This is a genomic window from Bradyrhizobium sp. Rc3b (assembly GCF_900114915.1).
Taxonomy (GTDB): domain Bacteria; phylum Pseudomonadota; class Alphaproteobacteria; order Rhizobiales; family Xanthobacteraceae; genus Bradyrhizobium.
On the sequence record NZ_FOUS01000003.1, the window covers coordinates 626,948 to 648,046 of the forward strand.

Below are 21,099 nucleotides of genomic sequence, written 5' to 3' on the forward strand. Positions count from 1 at the left end.
ATTCCGTCGAAGGGCTTAGGGCCCCTCAACCACAGATTTTGGGGCCAAAACTTCACCTCAGACTGGACGCGTTCCCTGACTTCTTGGAAGAATAGCTCAATCGGATCAAAAGGGAACGGAATTGTCGGACGTCACACTCCCAGCCCCGGAGGAATCAAGCGGCACGGCGGCCGAAACGAAGACATTCGTCCATATCGGCGGCCTGCTCGATTTCTACGCCCGCAAGACGCCGGCGGCGCCCGCCCTCCTCGCCCCGGGTCGGCCCGTCCTCAACTACGGCGCGCTTGGCGAGGTGACGCAGGATCTCGTCGGCACGCTGCGCCGGCTCGGCATCACCTCTGCCGACCGGATTGCGGTTGCGCTGCCGCGCGGCGCCGACAGCGCGCTGGCGCTGATCGCGGTTGCCTCGAGCGGCGCCTGCGTCCCCGTCAATCCCGATCTGACCGCGGACGAGCTGCAGCGTTATTTCAGCGAACTGAAGCTGACCGCGCTCGTGACCCGGGCCGACATGAACTCGGCAAGCCGCGACGTCGCCAAGGCACTCGATATCGCGGTGATCGATTTCGTGCCGGGACCGCAAGACAATCTGGGCGGCGGCAAATTCATCGGTCCGACGGTCGGGCCGGCGGCGACCGGCGGCGCCTCGCGCGGCGACGACGATGCGTTCATCCTGTTGACGTCAGGCACGGCGGCGCGGCCGAAAATGGTACCGCTGACGCATCGCAATGTATGCCTGTCTGCCTACAATGCCGGCCACGTGCTGTCGCTTTCGTCCCGCGATCGCCTGCTCAACGTCCTGCCGCTGTTTCACGCCCACGGCCTGATCTCCGGCCTTTTGACGGCGCTGGCCGCGGGCTCCAGCGTGATCTGCACCGACGGTTTCGATGCACCGTCCTTCTTCGGCTGGATGCGGGAGCTGCAGCCCACCTGGTACACGGCGGTGCCGACCATCCATCGCGCGCTGCTGACGGCGGCGGAATCCGACCCGGACCGCGCCCGATCGTCGTCGCTGCGCGTGATCCGCTCGGCCTCGGCCTCGCTCGCGCCCACGATCCTCCAAGGACTGGAGGCGACGTTCGGCGTTCCCGTGCTCGAGACCTACGGCATGACCGAAGCGGCCTCGCAGATCGCGGCCAATCCGTTCGAGCAACGCAAGGTCGGATCGGTCGGGCGCGCCGCCGGCCCCGAGATCGCGATCATGGACGAGACGGGCCGCGCGCTTGCGAGCGGCGAGCGTGGCGAGATCATGCTGCGCGGACCGAACATGAGCCGCGGCTATTACAACGACGAGGCGGCGACACAGGCCGCCTTCCGCGACGGCTGGTTCCGGACCGGCGATCTCGGCTATCTCGACGCGGACGGCTATCTCTTCATCGTCGGCCGCATCAAGGACGTCATCAACCGCGGCGGGCAGAAGATCTCGCCGCTGGAGGTGGAAGAGGTCCTGCTCAGCCATCCGGCGGTGCTGGAGGCCGGCGTGTTCGCCGTCCCGCACGAAAAGCTCGGCGAGAACGTCGCCGCCGTCGTGGTGCTGCGACCGGATGCGGAGGCGACCTCGGATCAGCTGCGCCAGTTCGCGCGCAAACGGCTCGCGGCCTACAAGGTGCCGAGCTTGATCCGCAGCGTGGCAGCCCTGCCGAAAGGCGGCAGCGGCAAGATCAAGCGCAACGCGCTGGCCGAGCTGATCGCCAAGCCGGAGAACGGCGACGAGGCACGGCTGCCGCGCAACGCGCTGGAGACACAACTCGCCGAGATCTGGGCCGGCCTGTTGGAGCTGCCGCAGATCGGCGTCGATCAGGACGTCTTCGCGCTCGGCGCGGATTCGCTCGCGGTGACGCAGATGCGCTCTCGCCTGCGCGAACGCTTCAACGTCGACTTCTCATTCGAGGACATCTTCGATTGCGCCACGGTCGTCGCGCTTGCAGCCCGGATCGACACCGCCGCAAGCCGGCACGGGGCGACACTGCCGGCCTGGCGGCAGGCGATGGAAGCAGACGCGCTGCTCTCGTTCCAGCAGCAGCGGATGTACGTGCTCTCGCGGCTCGATCCGACGCGCTACAATTACAACGTCGTCGAAGTCGCGGTGCTCAAGGGCCAGATCGACGTCGCCGCGCTTCAGGCGAGCCTTGCCGCGATCAGCGCACGCCACGAGGCGCTGCGCTCGGTCGTCGTCGAACGACGGGGCGAGCCGGCGCAGCTCGTGCTGCAATCGCCGCCGCGGCTCAAGCGGGTCAAGCTCAAGCCCTGTCCTGCCGACAAGCGGACCGCAGTGATCAGGCGCGAGGCGCTCAAGCTCGCGCAATACAAGTTCGACCTTGCGCACGAGCCGCCGCTGAAAGTCACCCTGCTGTCGTTCGACAAATCCAGCCACGCGCTGGTGGTCAATGTCCATCACCTCGTCACCGACGGCTGGTCGCAACGCCTGTTCTGGGAGGAGCTTGCCGCCCACTACGCCGCCGCTCACAAGAAGAGCGCGGCGGCCCTGCCCGCGCCAGCTTTTCAATATCGCGACTTCGCGCTCTGGCAGCGGAGCTGGGCACAGACGCCGGCAGCCAAGGACCAGCTCGACTATTGGCGAGGCCAGCTCGACGGCGTCACCACGCTGCCGCTGCGGACCGACCGGCCAAGGCCGGAGGTCTGGAGCGGTCACGGCGCCCGCCACTATCTCGAGTTCTCCAAGGCTCTCTCGGGCGATGTCCGAGCATTGAGCCAGGATCAGGGCGTCACGCCTTTTATGACGCTGCTCGCAGTCTTCCAGTGCCTGCTGTACCGCCACACCGGGCATGAGGACGTCGCGACGGGATCGCTGATCGCCAATCGCAACCAGATCGAGAGCGAGCGCCTGATCGGGCTGTTTGCCAACACCCTGATCCTGCGCAACGATTTTAGCGGCGACCCGAGCTTCAGCGAGATGTTGCGGCGGGTCCGGCAGGTCACGCTCGATGCCTACCGCAACCAGGACCTTGCGATCGAGGAGGTGTTGCGCGCATTGCAGATCGCACGCCGCAGTGACGGCAATCCGCTGTTCCGGATCATGTTCATCCTCCAGAACGCCTCGATCGAGGCGGCACGCTTTCCCGGCCTCTCGACGCGGCGGCTGGAGATCGATCCGAAAGTGGCGCGCTTCGACATCACGCTCGAGCTGGTCGAGGCCGACGGTCGCTTCACCGGCTTCTTCGAATACGCCACCGACCTGTTCGACGCCGCGACGATCGACGGCATGGCGGCACAGTTCAAGTTTCTGCTGAAGGCCGTCATCGCCAATCCGGAGCAGCGCATCTCGCGCCTGCCGCTCCTCAACGAGGCCGAGCGCCGGCAATTGCTGACGACAGGCCGGGGCGTGCCGGCCAATTTCACCACCCGCGGCAATGTGAGCGAACGCTTCGACCGCCAGGCCAGGACAATACCGAACGCCATCGCGGTGACGGATGGACACACCACCCTGAGCTATCGCGAACTGGCGCGCCGCAGCCGGTCGGTTGCGCGCTGGCTGGTGCGCGAAGGCGTCGGTGCCGAGAGCGTGGTGGCCTTGCTTGCGGATCGCGGCCCCGACCTGCTCGCCGCGATGATCGGCGTGCAGCGCGCGGGCGCGGCCTTCCTCAATCTCGATCCCGATCAACCGCCGGCGCGGCTCACGACCATTCTCGGATCGAGCTGCGCCCGCATGCTGCTGACCGGCCGCGCGCGGTCACCCATGGTTGCCGCGCTGCTCGAACCGCTGGTCGAGCGCATCCCGGTGGCTGAACTCGAAGATGCGATCGCCTCGGGATCGACCAAGCCGTCCCGCGCCGTACGGCACACAGCCTCTAGCCTCGCCTATCTCATCTATACGTCCGGCTCCTCCGGCGCGCCGAAGGGCGTCATGATCGAGCAGCGGGGCCTGTCGAACCATCTGGCCTCGCTGATTGCCGAGCTCGGCCTCTCTGCCAGCGACGTCATCGCGCAGTCCGCGCCGCAGAGCTTTGTCATCTCGGTCTGGCAGTTCCTGGCGGGGCCGATGGTCGGCGCGCGCGTGCATGTCTGCGACAACGCGATCGTGCAGGACCCGATCCTGCTGGCGCGGGAGATTGAACGCGAAGGCATCACGGTGCTCGAGATCGTCCCGTCGCTTTTGCGCGTCATCGTCGAACGGATGAACGAGGCGCAGGTCCGGCGCGCCTTTGCGAGATTGCGGCTGCTGATCTCGACTGGCGAGCCGCTGCCCGTCGAGCTTTGCCAGGCCTGGTTCGCCCGTTGCCCAAAGGTGCCGCTGATCAACGCCTATGGCGCGTCGGAATGTTCCGACGACGTCTCCCTGCATCGCCTGACCAAAGCGCCGGCGAGCGCGACGAGCAACGTTCCGGTCGGCGCGCCGCTGCCGAACACCCAGCTCTACGTGCTCGACGCCAACCTCCAGCCGCAGCCGGTCGGCGTGACCGGCGAGCTCTGCATCGGCGGCGCCGGAATCGGCCGCGGCTATGTCAACGATCCCGCGCAGAGCCGGCAGCGCTTCCTGCCCGATCCGTTCTCGCGCCAGCCAGGCGGTCGGCTTTACCGCACCGGCGATCTTGCCCGCCGCCGTGCCGACGGGACGCTCGAATGCCTCGGCCGCGCCGACCTTCAGGTCAAGGTCCGCGGCTACCGTATCGAGCTCAAGGAGATCGAGAACGCGCTGGCCGACCATCCGGGCGTGCGGACCGGCATCGTCGAGCCGCGCCGCGAGGCGAGCGGCGATGTCAGGCTGATCGCCCATATCGTCGCACGGCCCGCCAGCCGGATCAGCGCCAGCGAGCTGCGCGAATTCCTGAAGAGCCGGTTGCCGGGCCACGCCATCCCGTCCGCATTCCTGTTCCTGGATCACGTACCGCTTAATGCCCATGGCAAGATCGACCGGTCCGCACTGCTGGTGCCGACGCAGCAGGAGGCGCCCGGACCGGACGCGCCCGTGCCGGCGCGGCGCTTTACTGAAAAGGTGCTGTCCGACATCTGGATCGACCTGCTCAAGGTGGAAAGCCTGGGTGTCACTGACAATTTCTTCGACCTTGGCGGCCATTCGCTGCTGGCGGGCCAGGCGATGGCGCGTATCGCCCGCGCGCTCGGCGTGTCGCTGCCGATCAAGACCATCTTCGAGGCACCGACGATCGAAGGGCTTGCCCGGCGGGTCGACCAGGCCATGGCGGCGACGCCGCGCAAGCCTGCCGCAAGCGTGACAAGCCCGGCCAAAGCGAGCCTGACCGACAGCAGCGGACCAACGCTCTCGATCGCGCAGGACCAGATGCTGCGGATCGAGCAGAACCTCCCGGGGTTGCCGCTGTTCAACCTGCCCTTCGCGTTCCGTCTGCAGGGTCCGCTCGATGCGGCCGCCCTGGCACAGGCGATCGAGGACGTCGTGCGCCGGCACGAATCGCTGCGGACCGCGTTCGGCTGGAACGGCGAGGAGCCCGTCAGCCGCATCGCCGCACCCGGCACCCTCGGCCGTGTCCTGACCATCGAGACGATCGGCGACGGTCATCCCCACGCCAACAAACGGCGCAAGGCGCTGGAGCTCCGGAAGATCGAGCTTCTGATCCAACAGGAGACTTCTACGCCCATCGACACGACGCGCGCGCCGCTGCTCCGCGCCCGGCTGTTGCGGCTCCATGACGACGAACATGTGCTGCTGCTGACGCTGCATCATGCCATTGTCGACGGCTGGTCGATCGGCGTGCTGTTCGAGGAATTGTCCAGCCGCTATGCGGCGCTGGCCGGATATCAGTCGGTACCGCTACCGAAGCCGCCCCCGGCCTTTTCGGACGTCGCACGCTGGCAGCGCTGGTGGTGCGGCACGGACGCCGCCCGCCTGCAGGCGGCCGACTGGACGGAGAATTTGCGCGGCGCGGTGTCCGTTTTCGACGGCGAATCAAGCCCGGGCGCGTCGACCGGGCATCATCCGGTGAATCTGGATCGTGAGCTGATCAGCCGGCTCACGGCGTTCGCCGGCCGGCACAATGGCACGCTGTTCATGTGCCTGCTCACCGGTCTGAAGGCCCTGCTGCTGGCCCGGACGGGTCGCACCGACATCTCTATCGCCACCGCCATGGCCAATCGCGCCCAGCCGGACACCGACCGAATCGTCGGCCCGTTCGAGAACACGGTGATCGTCCGCACCAAAATCACGCCGGAGCTATCGTTCACGCAGGCGCTAGCGCGGGTACGCCAGAGCGTGCTCGACGCGCATGCGCGGCAAGAGCTGCCCTTCAACATCCTGGCCGACCATCTGGAGCGGGAGGGCATCGATCCGGCCTCGCTGCTCCAGGTCTATTTCACGCTGCAAAATCCGCTGCGCCAGCCGCTCGATCTCCCGGACCTCGCGACAGGATCGATCGGCAACATCGCACGCGAAGGCCAGCCGGTGCTGCCGATCGACCAGACCTGGCTGTCGCTGATGCTCAAGGAGCGCCCGACCGGCATCACCGGCTCATGCAATTACAAGCTTGAGCTGCTCGACGGCCGCAGGGTCGGCGCGTGGATGGAGGATCTCGTTGCGCTGCTGGGGGCCGCCGTCGCCCAGCCCAACACGCCGCTCGACCGATTACTCGCGCGCAACGCGGCGTGAGCGGATGACATCGCGGACTAATACGGGTTCACTCGTCAAAGCTGTGCATGACCAAGTTGCATCTTGATTATTTGGCGCCGTCGCGCAAGATTATTCCCGCGTTTTGATTTGGACGATTATTTTCCACCGGGGGAGTGTTATGGGTTTCATCAAATTTACAAAGGGCACGTCGTTGAGCGACAAGGACCGCAAGGCCCTCCAGAAGCTGCTCGGTGCCGAGAAGAAGAAGCTCCAGTCCGCGCTGAAGGACGTCGACGCCAGCCTTTCGGTGCTTGGCGGTTCGAAGAAAGCCAAGAAGAAGAAGAAGAGGTAAGATTCGTCGGCCGGGACGCAGTACGAATCTTTAGGGCTTCACTTTTCGGGGATGGGCCGCTCGCGTGTCGAGTTGGGGTCTCGCACAAGCTTGCGCCTGTAAACCGGCCTGCAAATCGACAAGAATTCGCCCGGGTGGACCGCTAGAAGCGGTCCGCTTGATTGATTCTTGCTCAGTTGTTTCTTCCGTCGGGACCGGGGATCTGCCTTCGGCCTGACGCAAAAGGCCCAATTGATGGCGGACGACAGAATTGAACTCTTTGTCGGACTGATCGAGTCCATCGACGCGCCGGGCGCGGTCGAGGCCTGTCGACGGCTGCTCTCGGTCGACGAACGGGTCCGGGCCGATCGCTTCATGTTCGAGCGGCATCGGCGGCAGTATATTTTCGCACATGCGATGCTGCGCCTGGCCCTGTCGCAGATCGCCTCCAACGTCGCGCCGTCCGACTGGTCCTTTGCAGCCGGCCGCTATGGGCGGCCGTTTGTCGCAGCACCCGCGACCTCGAGCGCGCTGCATTTCAGCCTGTCTCATGCCGACGGCTGCGTCGCCTGCGTCGTGTCGAGACATGAGTCCGTCGGCGTCGACGTCGAAACCGTGTCGCGGCGGGTGGCGCCGCTATCCACCGCGCTTCGCTTCTTTGCGCCGGAGGAGGTCGAAACGCTGCGCGGACTGCCGGAGCCCGCGGCGACCGAGCGCTTCTTCGACTATTGGACGCTCAAGGAAGCCTATCTGAAGGCCAGGGGCTTTGGGCTCAATCTGCCGCTCGACGCCTTCGCGATGCAGGTCTCGCGCGAGGCCATCGAGATCAGCTTCAAGCCCGATATCGCCGACGATCCCGACGGCTGGCGCTTCTCGCTGTGCTCGCCCTCACCCTCGCATCGCCTCGCGATCGCCGACGGCTCCCGTGCGGACGGTGGCCTTCCCATCAGCCGCAATGCCTGGCCGCTCCAGGAAGCGGCTGAATGACGCAGCCGCGGCTGCGCGTCTTTCCCGCGATTTCACGCAACCGCGACGCCGGAAAATATGTCGGCGAGCTGATGCGGGTGGCGCAGTTCGCCGACCGCAACGGATTCGAAGGCATATTGCTGTTCGAAGGCAACGACGTGTTCGTCGAGCCCTGGGCCATGGCCCAGCACGTCATGGCTGCGACGACGCGATCTTCGCCGCTGATCGCCGTCAATCCGGTCTACATGCACCCGTTCACGGCGGCGAAATTCGTCTCGTCCTTTGCCCAGCTTTACGGCCGCAAGGTCTATCTCAACATGATCACGGGGACCGCGGTCAGCGACTTGCAGGGGCTGGGCGACGACCAGTCGCATGCCGACCGCTATATCAGGCTCGGCGAATTCGTGGGGCTGATGCGGCAGTTGCTGGCAAGCCCGCGGCCGGTGAATTTCGAGGGCCGCTTCTACCGTGCGCACCATCTGCAGCTTCGCCCGCGCCTGCCGGCGGAGCTGATGCCCGAATTCCTGATCGCAGGCCAATCCGAGGCGGCCCAGCGCGTGGCGAAGGAGACCGGCTGCATCAAGATGCAGATGCTGCCGCCGGATCTCGATCGCGGCCTCAGCGTATCAGGCATGAATTTCGGCATCTTCGCCCGCGAGGGGCGCGAGGAGGCGCGGCAGGCCGCGAAGCTACGTTTCCGCGACAACCCTGACGATCGCGAGCTTCTCGTGCTCACCATGGAGAACACCGATTCCGTGTGGAAGCGGCACCTCTATGCCGGCCAGAGCGGCGATCTCGGGGACAATGGCTACTGGCTGCTGCCGTTCCTGACCTTCCAGGCCGACTGCCCCTATCTCGTCGGCAGCTACCGGGAGATCGGCGCGAAGCTGAAGGACTTTGCGGCCAAGGGCCTGACCACTGTCATGCTCGACATGGTCGCCGACGAGGCCGAGATGCAGCACGTCTGCAAGGCGCTCGCGGCAAGCGGGATGTTTTGAGGACGGATCCTGTGCCTCCACATCGTCATTGCGAGGAGCCCTTGCGACGAAGCAATCCAGACTGGTGCCGCGGAAAGATTCTGGATTGTTTCGCTTCGCTGGCAATGACGGAGGATGGCGGTCTATTCGGCGAACCTCACCGCGCCTCTTCGAATCCGGCCAGCACCGAAGTCAGGTTCGCGCCCAGAATATCCGAGAGATAACCGCCCTCCTGCACGAACACGGTCGGCAGGCCCATCTTCGCGATGGCCTGGCCGATGCGCCGGAAGCCGGGCGTGGTGACGGCCAATCCCTTGAGCGGATCGTGCTCGGAGGCGTCCAGGCCGAGCGCGATAACGAGGGCACCGGGAGCAAAGGACTCGATCACCTTGCGCGCCACGTCCATCGCCTGGATGTAGCCGTCATCACCGGTGCCGATGGCGAGCGGAATGTTGAGATTGGTGCCGAGGCCGGGTCCCTCGCCGCGCTCGTGGGCATAGCCCCACACATAGGGATAGTAGGCGATGGGATCGGCGTGGATCGACACCGTGTAGACGTCGGGCCGGGCGTAGAAGATGCCTTGCGTGCCGTTGCCGTGATGGACGTCGACGTCGAGGATCACGACGCGCTCGTGCTTCTGCCGCAGATGCGCCGCGGCGATCGCGCTGTTGTTGAGGAAGCAGAAGCCGCCGGCCATGTCGCGATAGGCGTGATGGCCGGGCGGACGGCAGAGCGCATAGACAGCATCCTCGCCGTCCATCACCATCTGCGCGGCGGTGACCGCAACGTCGGTCGCGGCACAGGCCGCAGCCCAGGTGCCCGGACCGATCGGCGCTGCGGTGTCGGCGGTGTGCCAGCCGAGCTTGCCGACGATGTGGGTCGGGTAGGTCGCAGCGTGGCGCACCGGATGGATGTTGCCGATCATTTCGGGGCCGGAATCGCCGAGCGCGGTCCAGGCGTCCCAGGCTTCGCTCAGGAACGACAGATATTCCGGACTGTGGATGCGCGCGCGAGGCCCCTGCCCGAATGTGGTCGGCTCGACTAATTGATGCTTGCCGTCCTTCAATCCCTTCAGCAGGCGGTCGGCGCGCTCCGGCTGCTCGGTGGTGCGTTTGACGACGCCGCGAACCAGGAAGAATTGCGGATCGTGGCTGCGGTGCAGTTCAGTATGGACGGCTTTCACTCAAACACTCCGTGATCGCATGCTCACAGACGTCTTGATCGCTGCGGCAGCCAGATGCAAGCAAGAAGAATGCCGTCTCGCCCTGCGCCGGAAGCAGATCGCAACCGGCGCTCAGCAGCGTCCGCGCTGGAGGCAGTGCTCGCGACCCGGTTGATCGGTGCGGAAGGACTCGATAAAGCCACCCTGACGCTGGGTGACGAAGACGGTCTTGCCGTCGCTGCCACCGAAGGCGAGGTTGGTCGGCTCCTTGGCCTTCAGCGCGATCTCCCGCTCGACCGCGCCGTTCGGCTTCATCAGCGCAATCGTGCCCTTGAGAATGCGCGCAACATAGAGCCGGCCGATGACGTCCGTGCGCAGCCCGTCGACGGTGTCGGGTTGAAACGCCTTGACGAGCTTTGCGCCGGTGAGCTCGTTGCCGTTGATCGCATAGGACCAGATCTGGCCGCTGCTGGATTCCCCGACATAGAGCGTCTTGCCGTCAGGGCTGAGATCGATGCCGTTGGTGGTGCCCATTGCACGCGGCGCCGACATGATCTGCCCCTGCACCGTGCCGTCGGCGGCTTTCGCGATCCGCCAGATATGGCCTTCGCGGCCCTTCCAGTTCGGATCGCTCGCATAGATCGTGCCCTCACGTGCAATCGTAATGTCGTTGGGCTGGTTCATCTCGTCGGAGTGAAACCAGAGAGACGGCTCGGTCGCCCCCTTCGCAATCGCGAAGATGTTGTGCTTCTTGTAATCGGCGATGAACATGGTGCCGCTGCGGTCGAAGCGAATGGCGTTGCCGACACTGCCATCGGGCAGCGCCGTGAACGGCTCCGACGCGGTGGCGCCGGCTGGCAGCCGGCCGATGGTGCCGGGCTTGCCGAGATTGACCACGAACAAATTGCCGTCGAGGTCAGCCGCGGGTCCCTCGATACCGAAGGTATATTCGCCGGGAGGCGTCACCTGCGCGCTCTCGAACAGCTTGGTCTCTGCCTGGGCGGATGCCGTCGCAACGGCGAGTAGGACGCTACTGCACAGGCACCAGAAACTCCTGCCGGATGTAATAGCCATCGCCGTCGGTGCACTCGCCATTCAAATAGGGATCGGCAGGCCGGAAGAATCGGCTGAAGCCGGGTTTGTCTACAGCGCTCCTTTGTGTCACGACAACGACCTTCGCAGCCGGTATTTCGCCGCATTCCTTGCTGGTTTTGCCAAAGAATTTGCGCTGCGGCGGGCCCGGCTTGATCCGCATCCGCGTGCCCGGAACCATTGTCGCGACGAGCAGATCCGCGGTGTCCAGCAGGCGTTTGTAGCCTGGCTCGGTCTTCGGCAGGCTCTCGCCGCCCGGCGGCATCAGCTTCTCCGCGCCGAGACCGCGCAGTCGCGTGCGTAGCTTGCCGGCATCGGGATCGCCGGGATAGATCCAACCGTCCTGCGACAGCATGAAGCGGAGCACCGCCGCGTCCTTCTCCGCCTCCGATTGGCCGCCCTTCAAACCGAAATCGGAATGGCAGCCGACGCAATGCTTCTCGACGAGGCCTTTGCGCAGTGTGGTCAGCCGGGCGCTGTTCTGCGCATCCCTGGCGACGAAGGCCGCGAGCTGATTGATCATCGTCTGGCTGCGCATGTCGCACGGCAGCGGCTGTGGCGGATCACCCGCGGCACGATCGATGCGGATCACCGTCCGGTTCTTGTCCTCGACCAGCCAGATCGCGCCGTCTTCCGCGACCGTCATGCCGACCGGCGCACCTTGCGGCCGCGCGCCGTTGACGCGGTGCCAGCCTGCGATCAGCTCGTCGAACGGCGAGGCGGCGACCTCGCCGGCGTCTGTCTGAAAGCTGCGCGCCGGATCGGCGGCGCAACTGACGTGGTAGCGCACCGGCGCCGGGGACGGCTTGGGGAAACCGCGATCGTCGACGTCGTAGACGAGGACACGGCTGCCGGTCGGACGATAGCCGTGGAGGCCGACCAGCAGCTTGCCCTCCAGCTCCGGAAATTTGCCACCGTGATAATAGAGCATCGCGAGCGGCGCGCCGTGCGGCGGCATCAGCGAGAGCGGCGGCTTGTAGAGCGCGTTGGCGGTGCAGAGCGATTTGTAGAGCCCACCTTGCAGCACGTTCCTGAATTCCGGGCTCGGCGTCGACAGATCGTAGCAATAGGGCCAGCCATAATGCCTGCCCTGCTCGATCGCGTTGATCTCCTCGTTCGGCTTGAAGATGTCGGGCAAGTCGCGGCTGTTCTCGCCCTGCAGGAAGGCGTAGCCGGCCTCGGGAAACTTCGGATGCAGCGCCAGCGCCATCGAGTTGCGCAAGCCCCGCGCATAGACGGTGTGCGGCGGATCGGCATCGCCAGGCTTCAGCGCCGGGAAGACGCCACCCGTGGGCGGCGTGAACAGCCAGATCGCTGCCATCGCGGAAGCGCCCTCGGCCGCCGCGCAAGGCTTTGTGATCGGCGCCGGCGTGATGCAGTCGTCGCTGTGCGAGCCGACATTGACGAATAGCCGCCCGTTCCTGTCGAAGACAAACTGCTTGAGCGGATGCGCGCTCTCCTGGAGCCTCGTCCCGTCGGGCAGCGTGATCCGGCGGCCAGGCATATGACGGATGATGGTCTCGACCGTGCCGCGCGGATTGTCGGCGAGCGGGTCGAACCGGAAGATGGTCTCGGCGGTCGAGGCGTAGAGCTTTTTGTCCGGGCCGATGGTCAGGCCGAACGGATATTCGATTCCCGTCAGAAGCTCCCTGAACCGCTGGCCCTGGGCCGCGCGCGGATCGAGCAGCAACAGCCGTCCGTCGGTGTGGCCCCAGCCGCCCATGTCGGCCACCACGAGCAGCTCCCGGCCCGGCACCTGGACGATCGCGCGCGGGAATTTCAGGCCATCCTCTTCGCTGGCGACGAGGCCGGCGCAAAATCCGGCTTTCATGTCGATCTGGATCCTGGGAAAAGCGAGATCGCCATTGCCGCAGGTTTCCGCGCTGACCGCATAGCCGCTGCGGCGGAGCGGCTCCGATGACGCCGCCGAGATGAGCCCAAGCAGGACCGCCAACATCCCCGCACATGCGCGCAGGCTTCGGCGTCCACGCCTGGATGTGAAGTAGCTCACGGCGGCCCCCAAGATTTCCCGCGAAACAGCTGTTTCATGCCGTCCGAACGCCGTCCAGCCGAACATCACTCGCCTGTGATTAAACCTGTAACGACCTCTGAGCCGACCAATATCCGTAGATTCCCTTACCGGGCTCGACCCGAATGTTTCGCGAAGGCTTCGGGTGGTATCGATTTGCCATCCAAGTTACTCCCGCCAGGAGGCGCATATGGTCCAGGTCTATTTTCACTGCTCCAACACCGAGGGCACGCTGATCGACCGCTACGGCGCCGCCGTCTCCAATCTCACGGAGGCGCGCGACCGTGCCTCCCAGATCATGAATTCGATGATCCAGACGCCCGGCGCTGAAGACTGGCGCGATTGGGTGATCCATGTCAGCGGCTCCGACGGCGAGGATCTGTTCGATCTTCCCTTCACCGCCATGCTCGGCAAGCCGCATTGAGGTGATGTCATGTTGCTCGCTTCACTGAGCCTGTTCCGCCAGCCCGTGAACTTCGTCGCCGCCAAATGGCAGACGCTGATCAGGGTCGCGGGCGACCCCTACCGCCCGGAGCTGCACTACATGCGCGGGCCGGGCCCCAAATGGCGCGCCAAGTATCAGGCCAGCCGGCTGAACCGCTCGCTCTGAGCGCTGAGGCCTCGCGGCTTCCAATCTCCGTCTCTCCTTCGTCATGGCCGGGCTTGTCCCGGCCATCTACGTTTTGGGGCGTGGGCCAAAGACGGATGCCCGAGGCAAGCCCTGGCATGACGAGCAGGGCAAGCGTGCCCCACCTCACCTCCCCGTAAACTTCGCCTTGCGCTTCTCCACGAAGGCGTTGCGCCCCTCAAGGGCGTCGGCGCTCTTGCGGATCACCGCCTGGAGTTCGATCTCGCGGCGGAACTGCGCCTCGTAGGTCGCATGCTCGCTCTCCTCGACGAGCAGGCGCGTTGCCACCAAAGCGCGGGTCGGTCCCTCGGCGATGCGGCGCGCCAGACCCAGCGCCTCGTCCATCAGCTTTGCATCCTCGACGACCTGCCGCACCAGGCCGATCTCCTGGGCGCGTTCGGCCGTCAGCGGCTCGTTCAGCAGCATCAGCTCGAGGGCGCGCTGGCGGCCGATCAGCCGCGGCAACAGCCAGGTCGAGCCGAGATCCGGCACCAGCGCGATGCGGCTGAACACCTGGATGAAGCTCGCCGACCGCGCCGCCACGATCATGTCGCCGGCCATCGCCAGGCTGAAGCCGCCGCCGGCCGCGACGCCATTGACGGCGACGACGACGGGCACGCGGCATTCGCGCAGCGCCTTGAAGGCGGGCCAGTAGAACCTCATGACGCCGGCAGCAAGATCCTCACCCAGCGCTTCCGAGGCCTTCAAATTCTGTCCTGAGCAAAAGCCACGCCCCGCGCCGGTGAGGATCAGGGCTCGAATACCCTCGTCCTGCGACATCTCGCCGATGGCGGCGGCGAGCGCACCGAGCAGGTCCGGCGTCATCGCATTCAGGCTCGCCGGCTCGTCCAGCGTCAGGATTCCGACCGCGCCATCCCGCGCCTGTTTCACACCAGCCATGTCGCGTCTCCCTTTGGATTTTCTCGTTGGCGGCAATGTGCCATCCTTCGCAACATCAGCCAATGCTGAGCTTCCGCGCCAGCACAGCAACGCCAGAACAACAGAGATCAAGACGACATCATGCCTCATCAGTTCAGCCTCAACCAAACCATCCGCAAACCCGCCGTCAGCTCCAAGGGCGGCATCGTCGCCTCGCAATCGCGGCGGGCGGCCGAAGTGGGCGCGCAGGTGCTGGCGGCGGGCGGCGACTGCGTGGACGCGATCGTCGCAACCACCATGGCGCTGAATGTGGTGGAGCCCTGGAACAGCGGCATCGGCGGCGGCGGTGCAATGGTGCTCTACCGCGCCAAGGAAAATCGTTACGAGGTGATCGACTACGGCATGTGTGCGCCGCAGAGCCTGCGCGTTGCCGACTATCCGCTCAGCGGCGAAGGCGCTGCGTCCGATCTCTTCCCCTGGCCGCGGGTGAAGGACGATCGCAACATCCACGGCCCCGGCTCGATCGCCGTGCCCGGCGTCGTCGCCGGGATGGAAGAGGCGCACCGCCGCTACGCCAAAATGCCGTGGAAGGATCTGGTCGCGCCGGCAGCCAGGCTCGCCGGCGAAGGCCTGCTGGTCGATTGGTGGACCACGGTGACGATCTCGGGCTCGGCCGCCGATCTCAGGCGCTATCCCGCCAGCGTGGCGGCGTTCCTGAAGGATGGGCTGCCGCCGAGCGCGCCATGGGGCATCAAGGCCGAGACGCGACTGCCGCAGGACACGCTGAAAGCGACGCTGTCGCATCTCGCCGAGGCCGGACCGCGCGATTTCTACCAGGGCGATCTCGCCAGGAGCATCGCCTCCGACATCAAGGCCGATGGCGGTTCGCTGTCGGTCGAGGACCTCGCCGCCTTCCGCGCGCATCTGCGCGAGCCGCTGGCGATCCCGTATCGCGGCGGCAAGGTCTATGCGACGCCTGAGCTCACGGCCGGGCCCACCATGGCGCACGCGCTGCGTCTGTTGCAGCAGAGCTTGACGCCGGCAAGCGCGCCGGACGCGGCTGCCTATGTCGAATATGCGCTCGCTCTGCAGGCGGCCTTCCGCGAGCGGCTCAAGGACATGGGCGATGCCGACGGCAAACGCTCGCTCGGTGCCGAATATCTGGCTCCCGCCTGCACCACGCATTTCTCCGTGGTCGACCGCCACGGCAACATCGCCGCGGTGACGCAGACGCTGCTCTCGTCGTTCGGCTCGAGATATGTGACGCCGCACACCGGCATCGCCATGAACAACGGCATCATGTGGTTCGATCCGACGCCGGGCACCACCAATTCGCTCGCGCCCGGCAAGCGCTGCCTCTGCAACTACACGCCCGTCATCGCCGAGACTAAGGACGGCAAGCGGCTCGCGGTCGGCGCCTCCGGCGGCCGCCGCATCCTGCCCTCGGTGATGCAGCTCGTCTCCTTCGCAATGGATTTCGGCATGGGCCTCGATGCCGCCATCCACCAGCCGCGCATCGACGCCAGCGAGGGCGCGGTGGTGATCGGCGATGCTCGCTTGCCGGAGGACGTGCGCAAGACGCTGGGCTCGCGCTTCGACTATGAAGAGACCCGCGTGCAGACGCTGCCGCAAAAATTCGCCTGCCCGAGCGTGGTGATGCGCGAGGGCGACACGAATTTTGGTGCGGTCGAGATCTTCCAGCCCTGGGCCGACGCGGTGGCGGAAGCCTGAGCGCATCGATCAATGCGGGATTGTGCCAGCGCGCGTTGAGTTCTCGCGCGATTACGCATCTGCGCGAGCGTCACGACTCCTCCACATTCGCAGGGAACTTACCTACCGGCCGTTCGTTGATTGAACGGACAAGTGCGCTCGCCCCAGTGGAGGACATATGAAGAAACTTGCGCTCGCCGCGTCGCTGATCCTTGCAGCCGGATTCACATTCACCAGTCCTGCCCTGGCCAAGGGCGGGCATGGTGGTGGACATGGCGGTGGACATGGGCACGGCCATGGTCATGGTCATTCGATGGGCCATCATTACTACGGCTCACCGCCCGGATGGTCGCGCGGACGCAAGGTCGGCTGGCGTGGTCACGGATGCCCGCCCGGCCTGTGGAAACAGGGCCGCTGCTGACGTCCTATATCGATCTATGATGCAAGGCGTCGCTCCTGACCGGGCGGCGCCTTCTTCACATGCCGAGCCGGTCCCGTATGCGGCCGGCGATCACGGCGGTCGTCACACCCACCGGCCAGAAGGCGTGCCTCGGAATCGGCTTGATGCCCGTGATGGGCATGTCGATCTCCGCCTTGGCGCCGCCGATCAGCCGACGCGCGAGCTGCGCGCCCATCGCGGTCGCGAGCGCGACGCCGCGGCCGTTGCAGCCGAGCGAGATCAGGATGCCTTCGGCCGGCTCATGCACGTGGGGATAGTGATCCCCGGTGATGGCGAGCCGGCTATTCCAGCCGTGAGTCCAGGCAACGCCTTTCAACTGCGGCCATAGCCGCTCGGCATAGCGCATGAGATAGGCGACGTCGTTCGGCGACTTGATCCAGCGCATCGGGCCGCGGCCGCCCATCAAGAGACGATTGTGCTGATCGATGCGGTAATACACCGTGATGTGGCCGCTCTCGTAGAGCACGGACCGCGTCGGCATGATCGCGCGGGCCACCGTATCGGAGAGCGGCGCCGTGGCCGCGATCGAAGAGAAAACCGGCACGATTGTGCGGCGGAGCGCCGGCCAGAGATCGTCGGTAAAACCGTTGGTGGCGAGCAGGACCTTGTCGGCATGAACCACCGCCCGCGGCGTCTCGATGCGCCAGCGGCTGCCATCGCGGCGCAGTGACAGCGCCGGCGTCTCGCCGTGCACCTTCGCGCCGGCCGAGACCGCGGCGCGTGCGAGACCACGGGCGTAACTGAGCGGATGCAGATCGCCGCCGCGCGCATCGAGCATGGCGCCGATGTAGCGGTCGGTACCGGTCATCTCGCGGAGCTGCTCGCGGTTCAGATATGTCACTGGCATGCCGCGGCGGATGCATTGCTGAGCGGTGGTCTTGATCGCGGCAGCCCTGGCCTCGTGATAGGCCGCGCGCAGCGTACCGTTCTGACGTGCCTCGCACGGGATCTGGTAGCGGCGGATCAGATCGTGCGTGAAATTCGTGGTGCCGTAGGCGAACTCGATCATGCGGCGGCCGAGGTCAGCGCCGAAATCAGCCGCGATCTGATCAGGATCGTGCTTCAGGCCGGGATTGGTGTGGCCGCCATTGTTGCCGGACGCGCCCCAACCCGGCTCCTGCGCCTCCAGCACCAGCGCCTCGACACCCTGCTCCGCCAGATGCAACGCCGTGGACAGGCCGGTGTAACCACCGCCGACGATCGCGACCGAAACATTCCTGTCCGTATCGAGCGGCGGCGTGGCGGCCGGCGCAACGGCGGTGTCGGCATAGAGCGAGGGCGGCAGAGGCAGGCGCGCAGGCATGGCAAAGACCAATCAAAGCGGATGCAGCACACGCCGCAAAAAATCCTGCGTGCGCGGATGCTGGGGCTGGTTGAGCAGCGCCTTGGCCGGCCCCTGCTCGACGATGACGCCGCCGTCAATGAACAGCACGCGGTCGGCGACGTCGCGGGCAAAGCCCATCTCGTGAGTGACGACGACCATGGTCATGCCGTCGTCGGCGAGCTTGCGCATCACGCCGAGCACGTCGCCGACGAGTTCGGGATCGAGCGCCGAGGTCGGTTCGTCGAACAGGATCGCCTTGGGCTGCATAGCGAGCGCCCGCGCGATCGCGACGCGCTGCTGCTGGCCGCCGGAGAGCTGCGGCGGATGCGCATCGGCCTTCTCGGCAAGCCCGACCTGGGCAAGCAATGCGCGGCCGCGCTCCAGCGCCTGGGCACGCGGCTCCTTCTTCACAAAGAGTGGCCCCTCGATCACGTTCTCCAGCGCCGTCCGGTGCGGAAACAAATTGAAGCGCTGGAACACCATCGAGACCTGGGTGCGGATGTTCACGATCGACGGCGCATCGCGATCGACTTTCAGGCCCTCAACGCTGATCTCGCCGCGGTCGTAACTTTCGAGCCCGTTGATGCAGCGCAGGATGGTGGACTTGCCGGAGCCGGAGGGACCGACGATGCAGACCACCTCGCCCTTCTGCACGGAGGCCGTGATGCCCTTGAGCACCTCGTTCTCGCCAAAGCTCTTGTGGACGTCGTTCAGCTCGATCATCGCTTGCCGGCCCGCTTCTCGAAGTGACGAACCAGCAGGATCAGCGGAATGCTCATGGTGAGGTACATCAGCGCCACAAGCGTGAACACGCTGGTGTTCTTGAAGGTCGAGGACGCGATCAGCTTGCCCTGCAGCGCGAGCTCGGCGACCGTGATGGTGGAGGCCTGCGAAGAGTCCTTCAGCATCATGATCATGACGTTGCCGTAAGGCGGCAGCACGATGCGCACCGCCTGCGGCAGCACCACGCGCCGCATGGTGAGCCACCAGCCCATGCCGATCGACTGCGCCGCCTCGATCTGCCCCTTGTCGATCGCCTCGATGCCGGCGCGGAAATTTTCCGCCTGATAGGCCGAATAGGCGACGCCGAGCCCGAGGATCGCGGCCTGCAAGGCCGATAGCGTGACGCCGAGATCGGGCATCACGAAGTAGAGGTAGAACAACAGCACGATGATCGGGATGCCGCGGATCACATTGATCAGGCTGGCGCTGATCATCGACAGCGCCTTGATGCCGGACACCCGCATCATCGCCCAGATCAGGCCGAGCACCGTCGAGAGCAATAGCGAACCGATGGTGACGACGATCGTCAGTGCGACGCCGTTCATCAGGATCGGGAAGAACTCGACGGCGTCGCGCCAGAAGCCTTTCATCGGGCAGCCTTCATCGATCCGAATTTATCGATCAGCCCTGGGCCTTCAGGCCCCATTTATCGAGGATCTTGTCGATGGTGCCGTTGGCCTTCAGCTTGGCCAGCGAGGCGTTGATCTTGCCGAGCAGCGCGCTCTCGCCCTTGCGCACGCCGATGCCGACCGAGCCGACGGTGACGGGCTTGTAACCATCGACGAGCCGCACCTCGGGGAAGCCGCCCTGCTTCAGATTGTAGGCGAGGATCGGATAATCGGCGTAGCCGGCCTTGAGGCGACCGGTGTTCACGTCGCGCAGGATGTCCGGAATGGTGTCGTAGGCCTTCACGTCGGCGAACAGGCCGGACTTCTTCAGCGCATCGACGAAGGCGGTGCCGACCTGCGCGCCGACGGTCTCGCCCTTGAGGTCGTCCTGCGTAGCGTAGGCCTTGGTGTCGGTCTTCGGCACCACCAGGCCCTCGCCGTAGGTGTAGATCGGGTCGGAGAAATCGACGACTTCCTTGCGCGGTGCGGTAATGAACATCGCGGCGGCGATGATGTCGATCTTGCTCGAGGTCAGCGACGGGATCAGCGCCGAGAATTGCATCGGCTCGATCTGCACATTGAAGCCGGCATCCTTGCCCACCTCGGTGACGAGATCGACCATGATGCCCTGGATGGTGTTGGTCTTGGTGTCGAGGAAGGTGAAGGGAATACCCGTCGGGGTCGAGCCGACCTTCAGCACCTGCTGCGCCGAAGCGGGCGCCACGGCTATCAGTGCGAGCGCCGCGACCGCGGCCAGACCAAAACGCTTCATCGCATCCCCCTTTGGGTCTGGCCGATGGCGGCGCTCGCAGGTGTCGTGATCAGACGTTGCGAGCCGAGCCGTTTCGGCCTATTTTCACCAATATGAAAATTTGGTCACACTTTCGCGGATGATGCAAGTGGTTTTCATGCACATGAAGGAAGCGGTTTGACGTGAGCGGTGGCAAAAGAATGCGCAGACCGGCCGCGATAAAGCCGGTGAAGAGGGTGAAGACCAAAGCCGTCGCCAAATCCGCCGAGCCCGCGATGGACGTCGCGGTCGGCCGCCGCATCAGGGATCTCCGGCGCGTCAGGCAATTCTCGCTGGAAACGGTCGCGGCGCGCACGGACCTGTCGATCGGCTTTCTCAGCCAGATCGAGCGCGGCCTGTCGTCACCATCGCTACGCGTGCTGGCGACGCTCGCCGACGTGCTCGGCGTCGGCATAGCCGCACTGTTCGGCGCAAGCCCAAGCGCCGACGGCACCTCCGATCAGGTGGTGACGCGCGGGCTGCAGCGGCCCGAGCTGAAGCTCTGGCGCACCGGCGTCTCCAGGCAATTGCTCAGCCCGGCGAGCGCCGACAACAAGCTCAATCTGTTCCTGGTGCATCTGGAGCCCGGCGGCTCCACTGGCGACGAGCTCTACACCCATGACGGCGAAGAGGCCGGCCTCGTGCTCGAAGGCGAGATGATGCTGACGGTGGACAGCGAGACCTGGTCGCTGAAGACCGGCGACAGCTTTCGCTTTGCCAGCCGCCGGCCACACCGGTTTTCCAATCCGGCGCAGGATGCGAAGGCCATGGTGCTGTGGGTGAATTGCGTGACGGGGGCGGGGTGACCGCTCTCCCTCTCCCCGT

Annotated in this window: 17 protein-coding genes; 9 read left to right on the top strand and 8 right to left on the bottom strand. The window is 65.6% G+C overall.

The annotated features are described in order from the left end of the window. Positions 1-121 precede the first annotated feature (121 nt). The 4 genes from BM190_RS09770 to BM190_RS09780 all read left to right on the top strand — a co-directional run bounded on the left by BM190_RS09770 (position 122) and on the right by BM190_RS09780 (position 8,830). Positions 122-6,574, top strand: a complete 6,453-nt coding sequence (locus tag BM190_RS09770) for a non-ribosomal peptide synthetase (protein WP_092253877.1) — start codon at positions 122-124, stop codon at positions 6,572-6,574. A 139-nt stretch (positions 6,575-6,713) separates the two neighbouring features. After that, positions 6,714-6,887, top strand: a complete 174-nt coding sequence (locus tag BM190_RS40325) for a hypothetical protein (RefSeq protein ID WP_177236989.1) — start codon at positions 6,714-6,716, stop codon at positions 6,885-6,887. 234 nt (positions 6,888-7,121) lie between these two features. Then, complete coding sequence (locus BM190_RS09775; RefSeq protein ID WP_018316960.1) at positions 7,122-7,853, top strand: 4'-phosphopantetheinyl transferase family protein; 732 nt, start codon at positions 7,122-7,124, stop codon at positions 7,851-7,853. Continuing rightward, complete coding sequence (locus tag BM190_RS09780; RefSeq protein WP_092253878.1) at positions 7,850-8,830, top strand: LLM class flavin-dependent oxidoreductase; 981 nt, start codon at positions 7,850-7,852, stop codon at positions 8,828-8,830. Before BM190_RS09775 ends, BM190_RS09780 begins: the two co-directional genes overlap by 4 nt. Before the next feature lie 136 nt (positions 8,831-8,966). On the opposite strand, the gene BM190_RS09790 is transcribed toward BM190_RS09780, so the two are convergent. The 3 genes from BM190_RS09790 to BM190_RS09800 all read right to left on the bottom strand — a co-directional run bounded on the left by BM190_RS09790 (position 8,967) and on the right by BM190_RS09800 (position 13,020). Beyond that, complete coding sequence (locus tag BM190_RS09790) at positions 8,967-9,992, bottom strand: histone deacetylase family protein (RefSeq protein WP_092253881.1); 1,026 nt, start codon at positions 9,990-9,992, stop codon at positions 8,967-8,969. Positions 9,993-10,103: 111 nt separating this feature from the next. Next, positions 10,104-11,045, bottom strand: a complete 942-nt coding sequence (locus tag BM190_RS09795) for an SMP-30/gluconolactonase/LRE family protein (protein ID WP_177236990.1) — start codon at positions 11,043-11,045, stop codon at positions 10,104-10,106. After that, complete coding sequence (locus tag BM190_RS09800; protein ID WP_244550629.1) at positions 11,002-13,020, bottom strand: PQQ-dependent sugar dehydrogenase; 2,019 nt, start codon at positions 13,018-13,020, stop codon at positions 11,002-11,004. The genes BM190_RS09795 and BM190_RS09800 overlap by 44 nt, the downstream gene beginning before the upstream one ends. 262 nt (positions 13,021-13,282) lie before the next feature. Between BM190_RS09800 and BM190_RS09805 the strand changes: the two genes are divergently transcribed. Both BM190_RS09805 and BM190_RS40330 read left to right on the top strand, forming a co-directional pair. Continuing rightward, positions 13,283-13,516 carry a DUF6894 family protein gene (locus tag BM190_RS09805; protein WP_018316955.1) on the top strand — a complete coding sequence of 78 codons (234 nt, stop codon included), beginning with the start codon at positions 13,283-13,285 and terminating at the stop codon, positions 13,514-13,516. Between the two features lie 9 nt (positions 13,517-13,525). Further along, entirely contained in the window at positions 13,526-13,702 is a 177-nt protein-coding gene (locus BM190_RS40330; protein WP_018316954.1) for a hypothetical protein, read from the top strand. A gap of 144 nt (positions 13,703-13,846) precedes the next feature. Here BM190_RS40330 and BM190_RS09810 read toward each other — a convergent pair whose 3' ends face one another. Continuing rightward, positions 13,847-14,620, bottom strand: coding sequence for an enoyl-CoA hydratase-related protein (locus BM190_RS09810; RefSeq protein WP_092253885.1), 774 nt, complete (start codon positions 14,618-14,620; stop codon positions 13,847-13,849). A gap of 120 nt (positions 14,621-14,740) precedes the next feature. Between BM190_RS09810 and BM190_RS09815 the strand changes: the two genes are divergently transcribed. Both BM190_RS09815 and BM190_RS40335 read left to right on the top strand, forming a co-directional pair. Beyond that, a complete protein-coding gene (locus tag BM190_RS09815) occupies positions 14,741-16,330 on the top strand; it encodes a gamma-glutamyltransferase family protein (RefSeq protein WP_092253887.1) in 1,590 nt (529 codons plus the stop codon). Between the two features lie 157 nt (positions 16,331-16,487). After that, entirely contained in the window at positions 16,488-16,730 is a 243-nt protein-coding gene (locus tag BM190_RS40335; RefSeq protein ID WP_177236991.1) for a hypothetical protein, read from the top strand. A gap of 55 nt (positions 16,731-16,785) precedes the next feature. Here the strand turns inward: BM190_RS40335 and BM190_RS09825 are convergent, their stop codons facing one another. Genes BM190_RS09825 through BM190_RS09840 form a run of 4 tightly spaced genes read right to left on the bottom strand, consistent with a single transcriptional unit; the run spans position 16,786 to position 20,256 of the window. Then, on the bottom strand, positions 16,786-18,072 hold the full coding sequence (locus BM190_RS09825; protein ID WP_092254018.1) for an NAD(P)/FAD-dependent oxidoreductase: 1,287 nt from the start codon (positions 18,070-18,072) through the stop codon (positions 16,786-16,788). Between the two features lie 12 nt (positions 18,073-18,084). Beyond that, entirely contained in the window at positions 18,085-18,816 is a 732-nt protein-coding gene (locus BM190_RS09830; RefSeq protein WP_092253889.1) for an amino acid ABC transporter ATP-binding protein, read from the bottom strand. After that, positions 18,813-19,466: an amino acid ABC transporter permease gene (locus BM190_RS09835; protein ID WP_092253891.1), complete on the bottom strand. Its 654-nt coding sequence runs from the start codon at positions 19,464-19,466 to the stop codon at positions 18,813-18,815. The genes BM190_RS09830 and BM190_RS09835 overlap by 4 nt, the downstream gene beginning before the upstream one ends. 31 nt (positions 19,467-19,497) lie before the next feature. After that, positions 19,498-20,256: an ABC transporter substrate-binding protein gene (locus tag BM190_RS09840; RefSeq protein ID WP_092253893.1), complete on the bottom strand. Its 759-nt coding sequence runs from the start codon at positions 20,254-20,256 to the stop codon at positions 19,498-19,500. A 179-nt stretch (positions 20,257-20,435) separates the two neighbouring features. On the opposite strand from BM190_RS09840, the gene BM190_RS09845 reads away from it, so the two are divergent. Then, a complete protein-coding gene (locus BM190_RS09845; RefSeq protein WP_177236992.1) occupies positions 20,436-21,080 on the top strand; it encodes a helix-turn-helix domain-containing protein in 645 nt (214 codons plus the stop codon). Positions 21,081-21,099: the final 19 nt, after the last annotated feature.

Excerpts from the sequence above, each read along its gene's own strand:
- BM190_RS40325 (WP_177236989.1), top strand. The coding sequence starts at position 6,714 with ATGGGTTTCATCAAATTTACAAAGGGCACGTCGTTGAGCGACAAGGAC.
- BM190_RS09775 (WP_018316960.1), top strand. The coding sequence starts at position 7,122 with ATGGCGGACGACAGAATTGAACTCTTTGTCGGACTGATCGAGTCCATC.
- BM190_RS09780 (WP_092253878.1), top strand. The coding sequence starts at position 7,850 with ATGACGCAGCCGCGGCTGCGCGTCTTTCCCGCGATTTCACGCAACCGC.
- BM190_RS09795 (WP_177236990.1), bottom strand. The coding sequence starts at position 11,045 with ATGGCTATTACATCCGGCAGGAGTTTCTGGTGCCTGTGCAGTAGCGTC.
- BM190_RS09800 (WP_244550629.1), bottom strand. The coding sequence starts at position 13,020 with ATGTTGGCGGTCCTGCTTGGGCTCATCTCGGCGGCGTCATCGGAGCCG.
- BM190_RS09805 (WP_018316955.1), top strand. The coding sequence starts at position 13,283 with ATGGTCCAGGTCTATTTTCACTGCTCCAACACCGAGGGCACGCTGATC.
- BM190_RS40330 (WP_018316954.1), top strand. The coding sequence starts at position 13,526 with ATGTTGCTCGCTTCACTGAGCCTGTTCCGCCAGCCCGTGAACTTCGTC.
- BM190_RS09810 (WP_092253885.1), bottom strand. The coding sequence starts at position 14,620 with ATGGCTGGTGTGAAACAGGCGCGGGATGGCGCGGTCGGAATCCTGACG.
- BM190_RS09815 (WP_092253887.1), top strand. The coding sequence starts at position 14,741 with ATGCCTCATCAGTTCAGCCTCAACCAAACCATCCGCAAACCCGCCGTC.
- BM190_RS40335 (WP_177236991.1), top strand. The coding sequence starts at position 16,488 with ATGAAGAAACTTGCGCTCGCCGCGTCGCTGATCCTTGCAGCCGGATTC.
- BM190_RS09825 (WP_092254018.1), bottom strand. The coding sequence starts at position 18,072 with ATGCCTGCGCGCCTGCCTCTGCCGCCCTCGCTCTATGCCGACACCGCC.
- BM190_RS09830 (WP_092253889.1), bottom strand. The coding sequence starts at position 18,816 with ATGATCGAGCTGAACGACGTCCACAAGAGCTTTGGCGAGAACGAGGTG.
- BM190_RS09835 (WP_092253891.1), bottom strand. The coding sequence starts at position 19,466 with ATGAAAGGCTTCTGGCGCGACGCCGTCGAGTTCTTCCCGATCCTGATG.
- BM190_RS09840 (WP_092253893.1), bottom strand. The coding sequence starts at position 20,256 with ATGAAGCGTTTTGGTCTGGCCGCGGTCGCGGCGCTCGCACTGATAGCC.
- BM190_RS09845 (WP_177236992.1), top strand. The coding sequence starts at position 20,436 with ATGCGCAGACCGGCCGCGATAAAGCCGGTGAAGAGGGTGAAGACCAAA.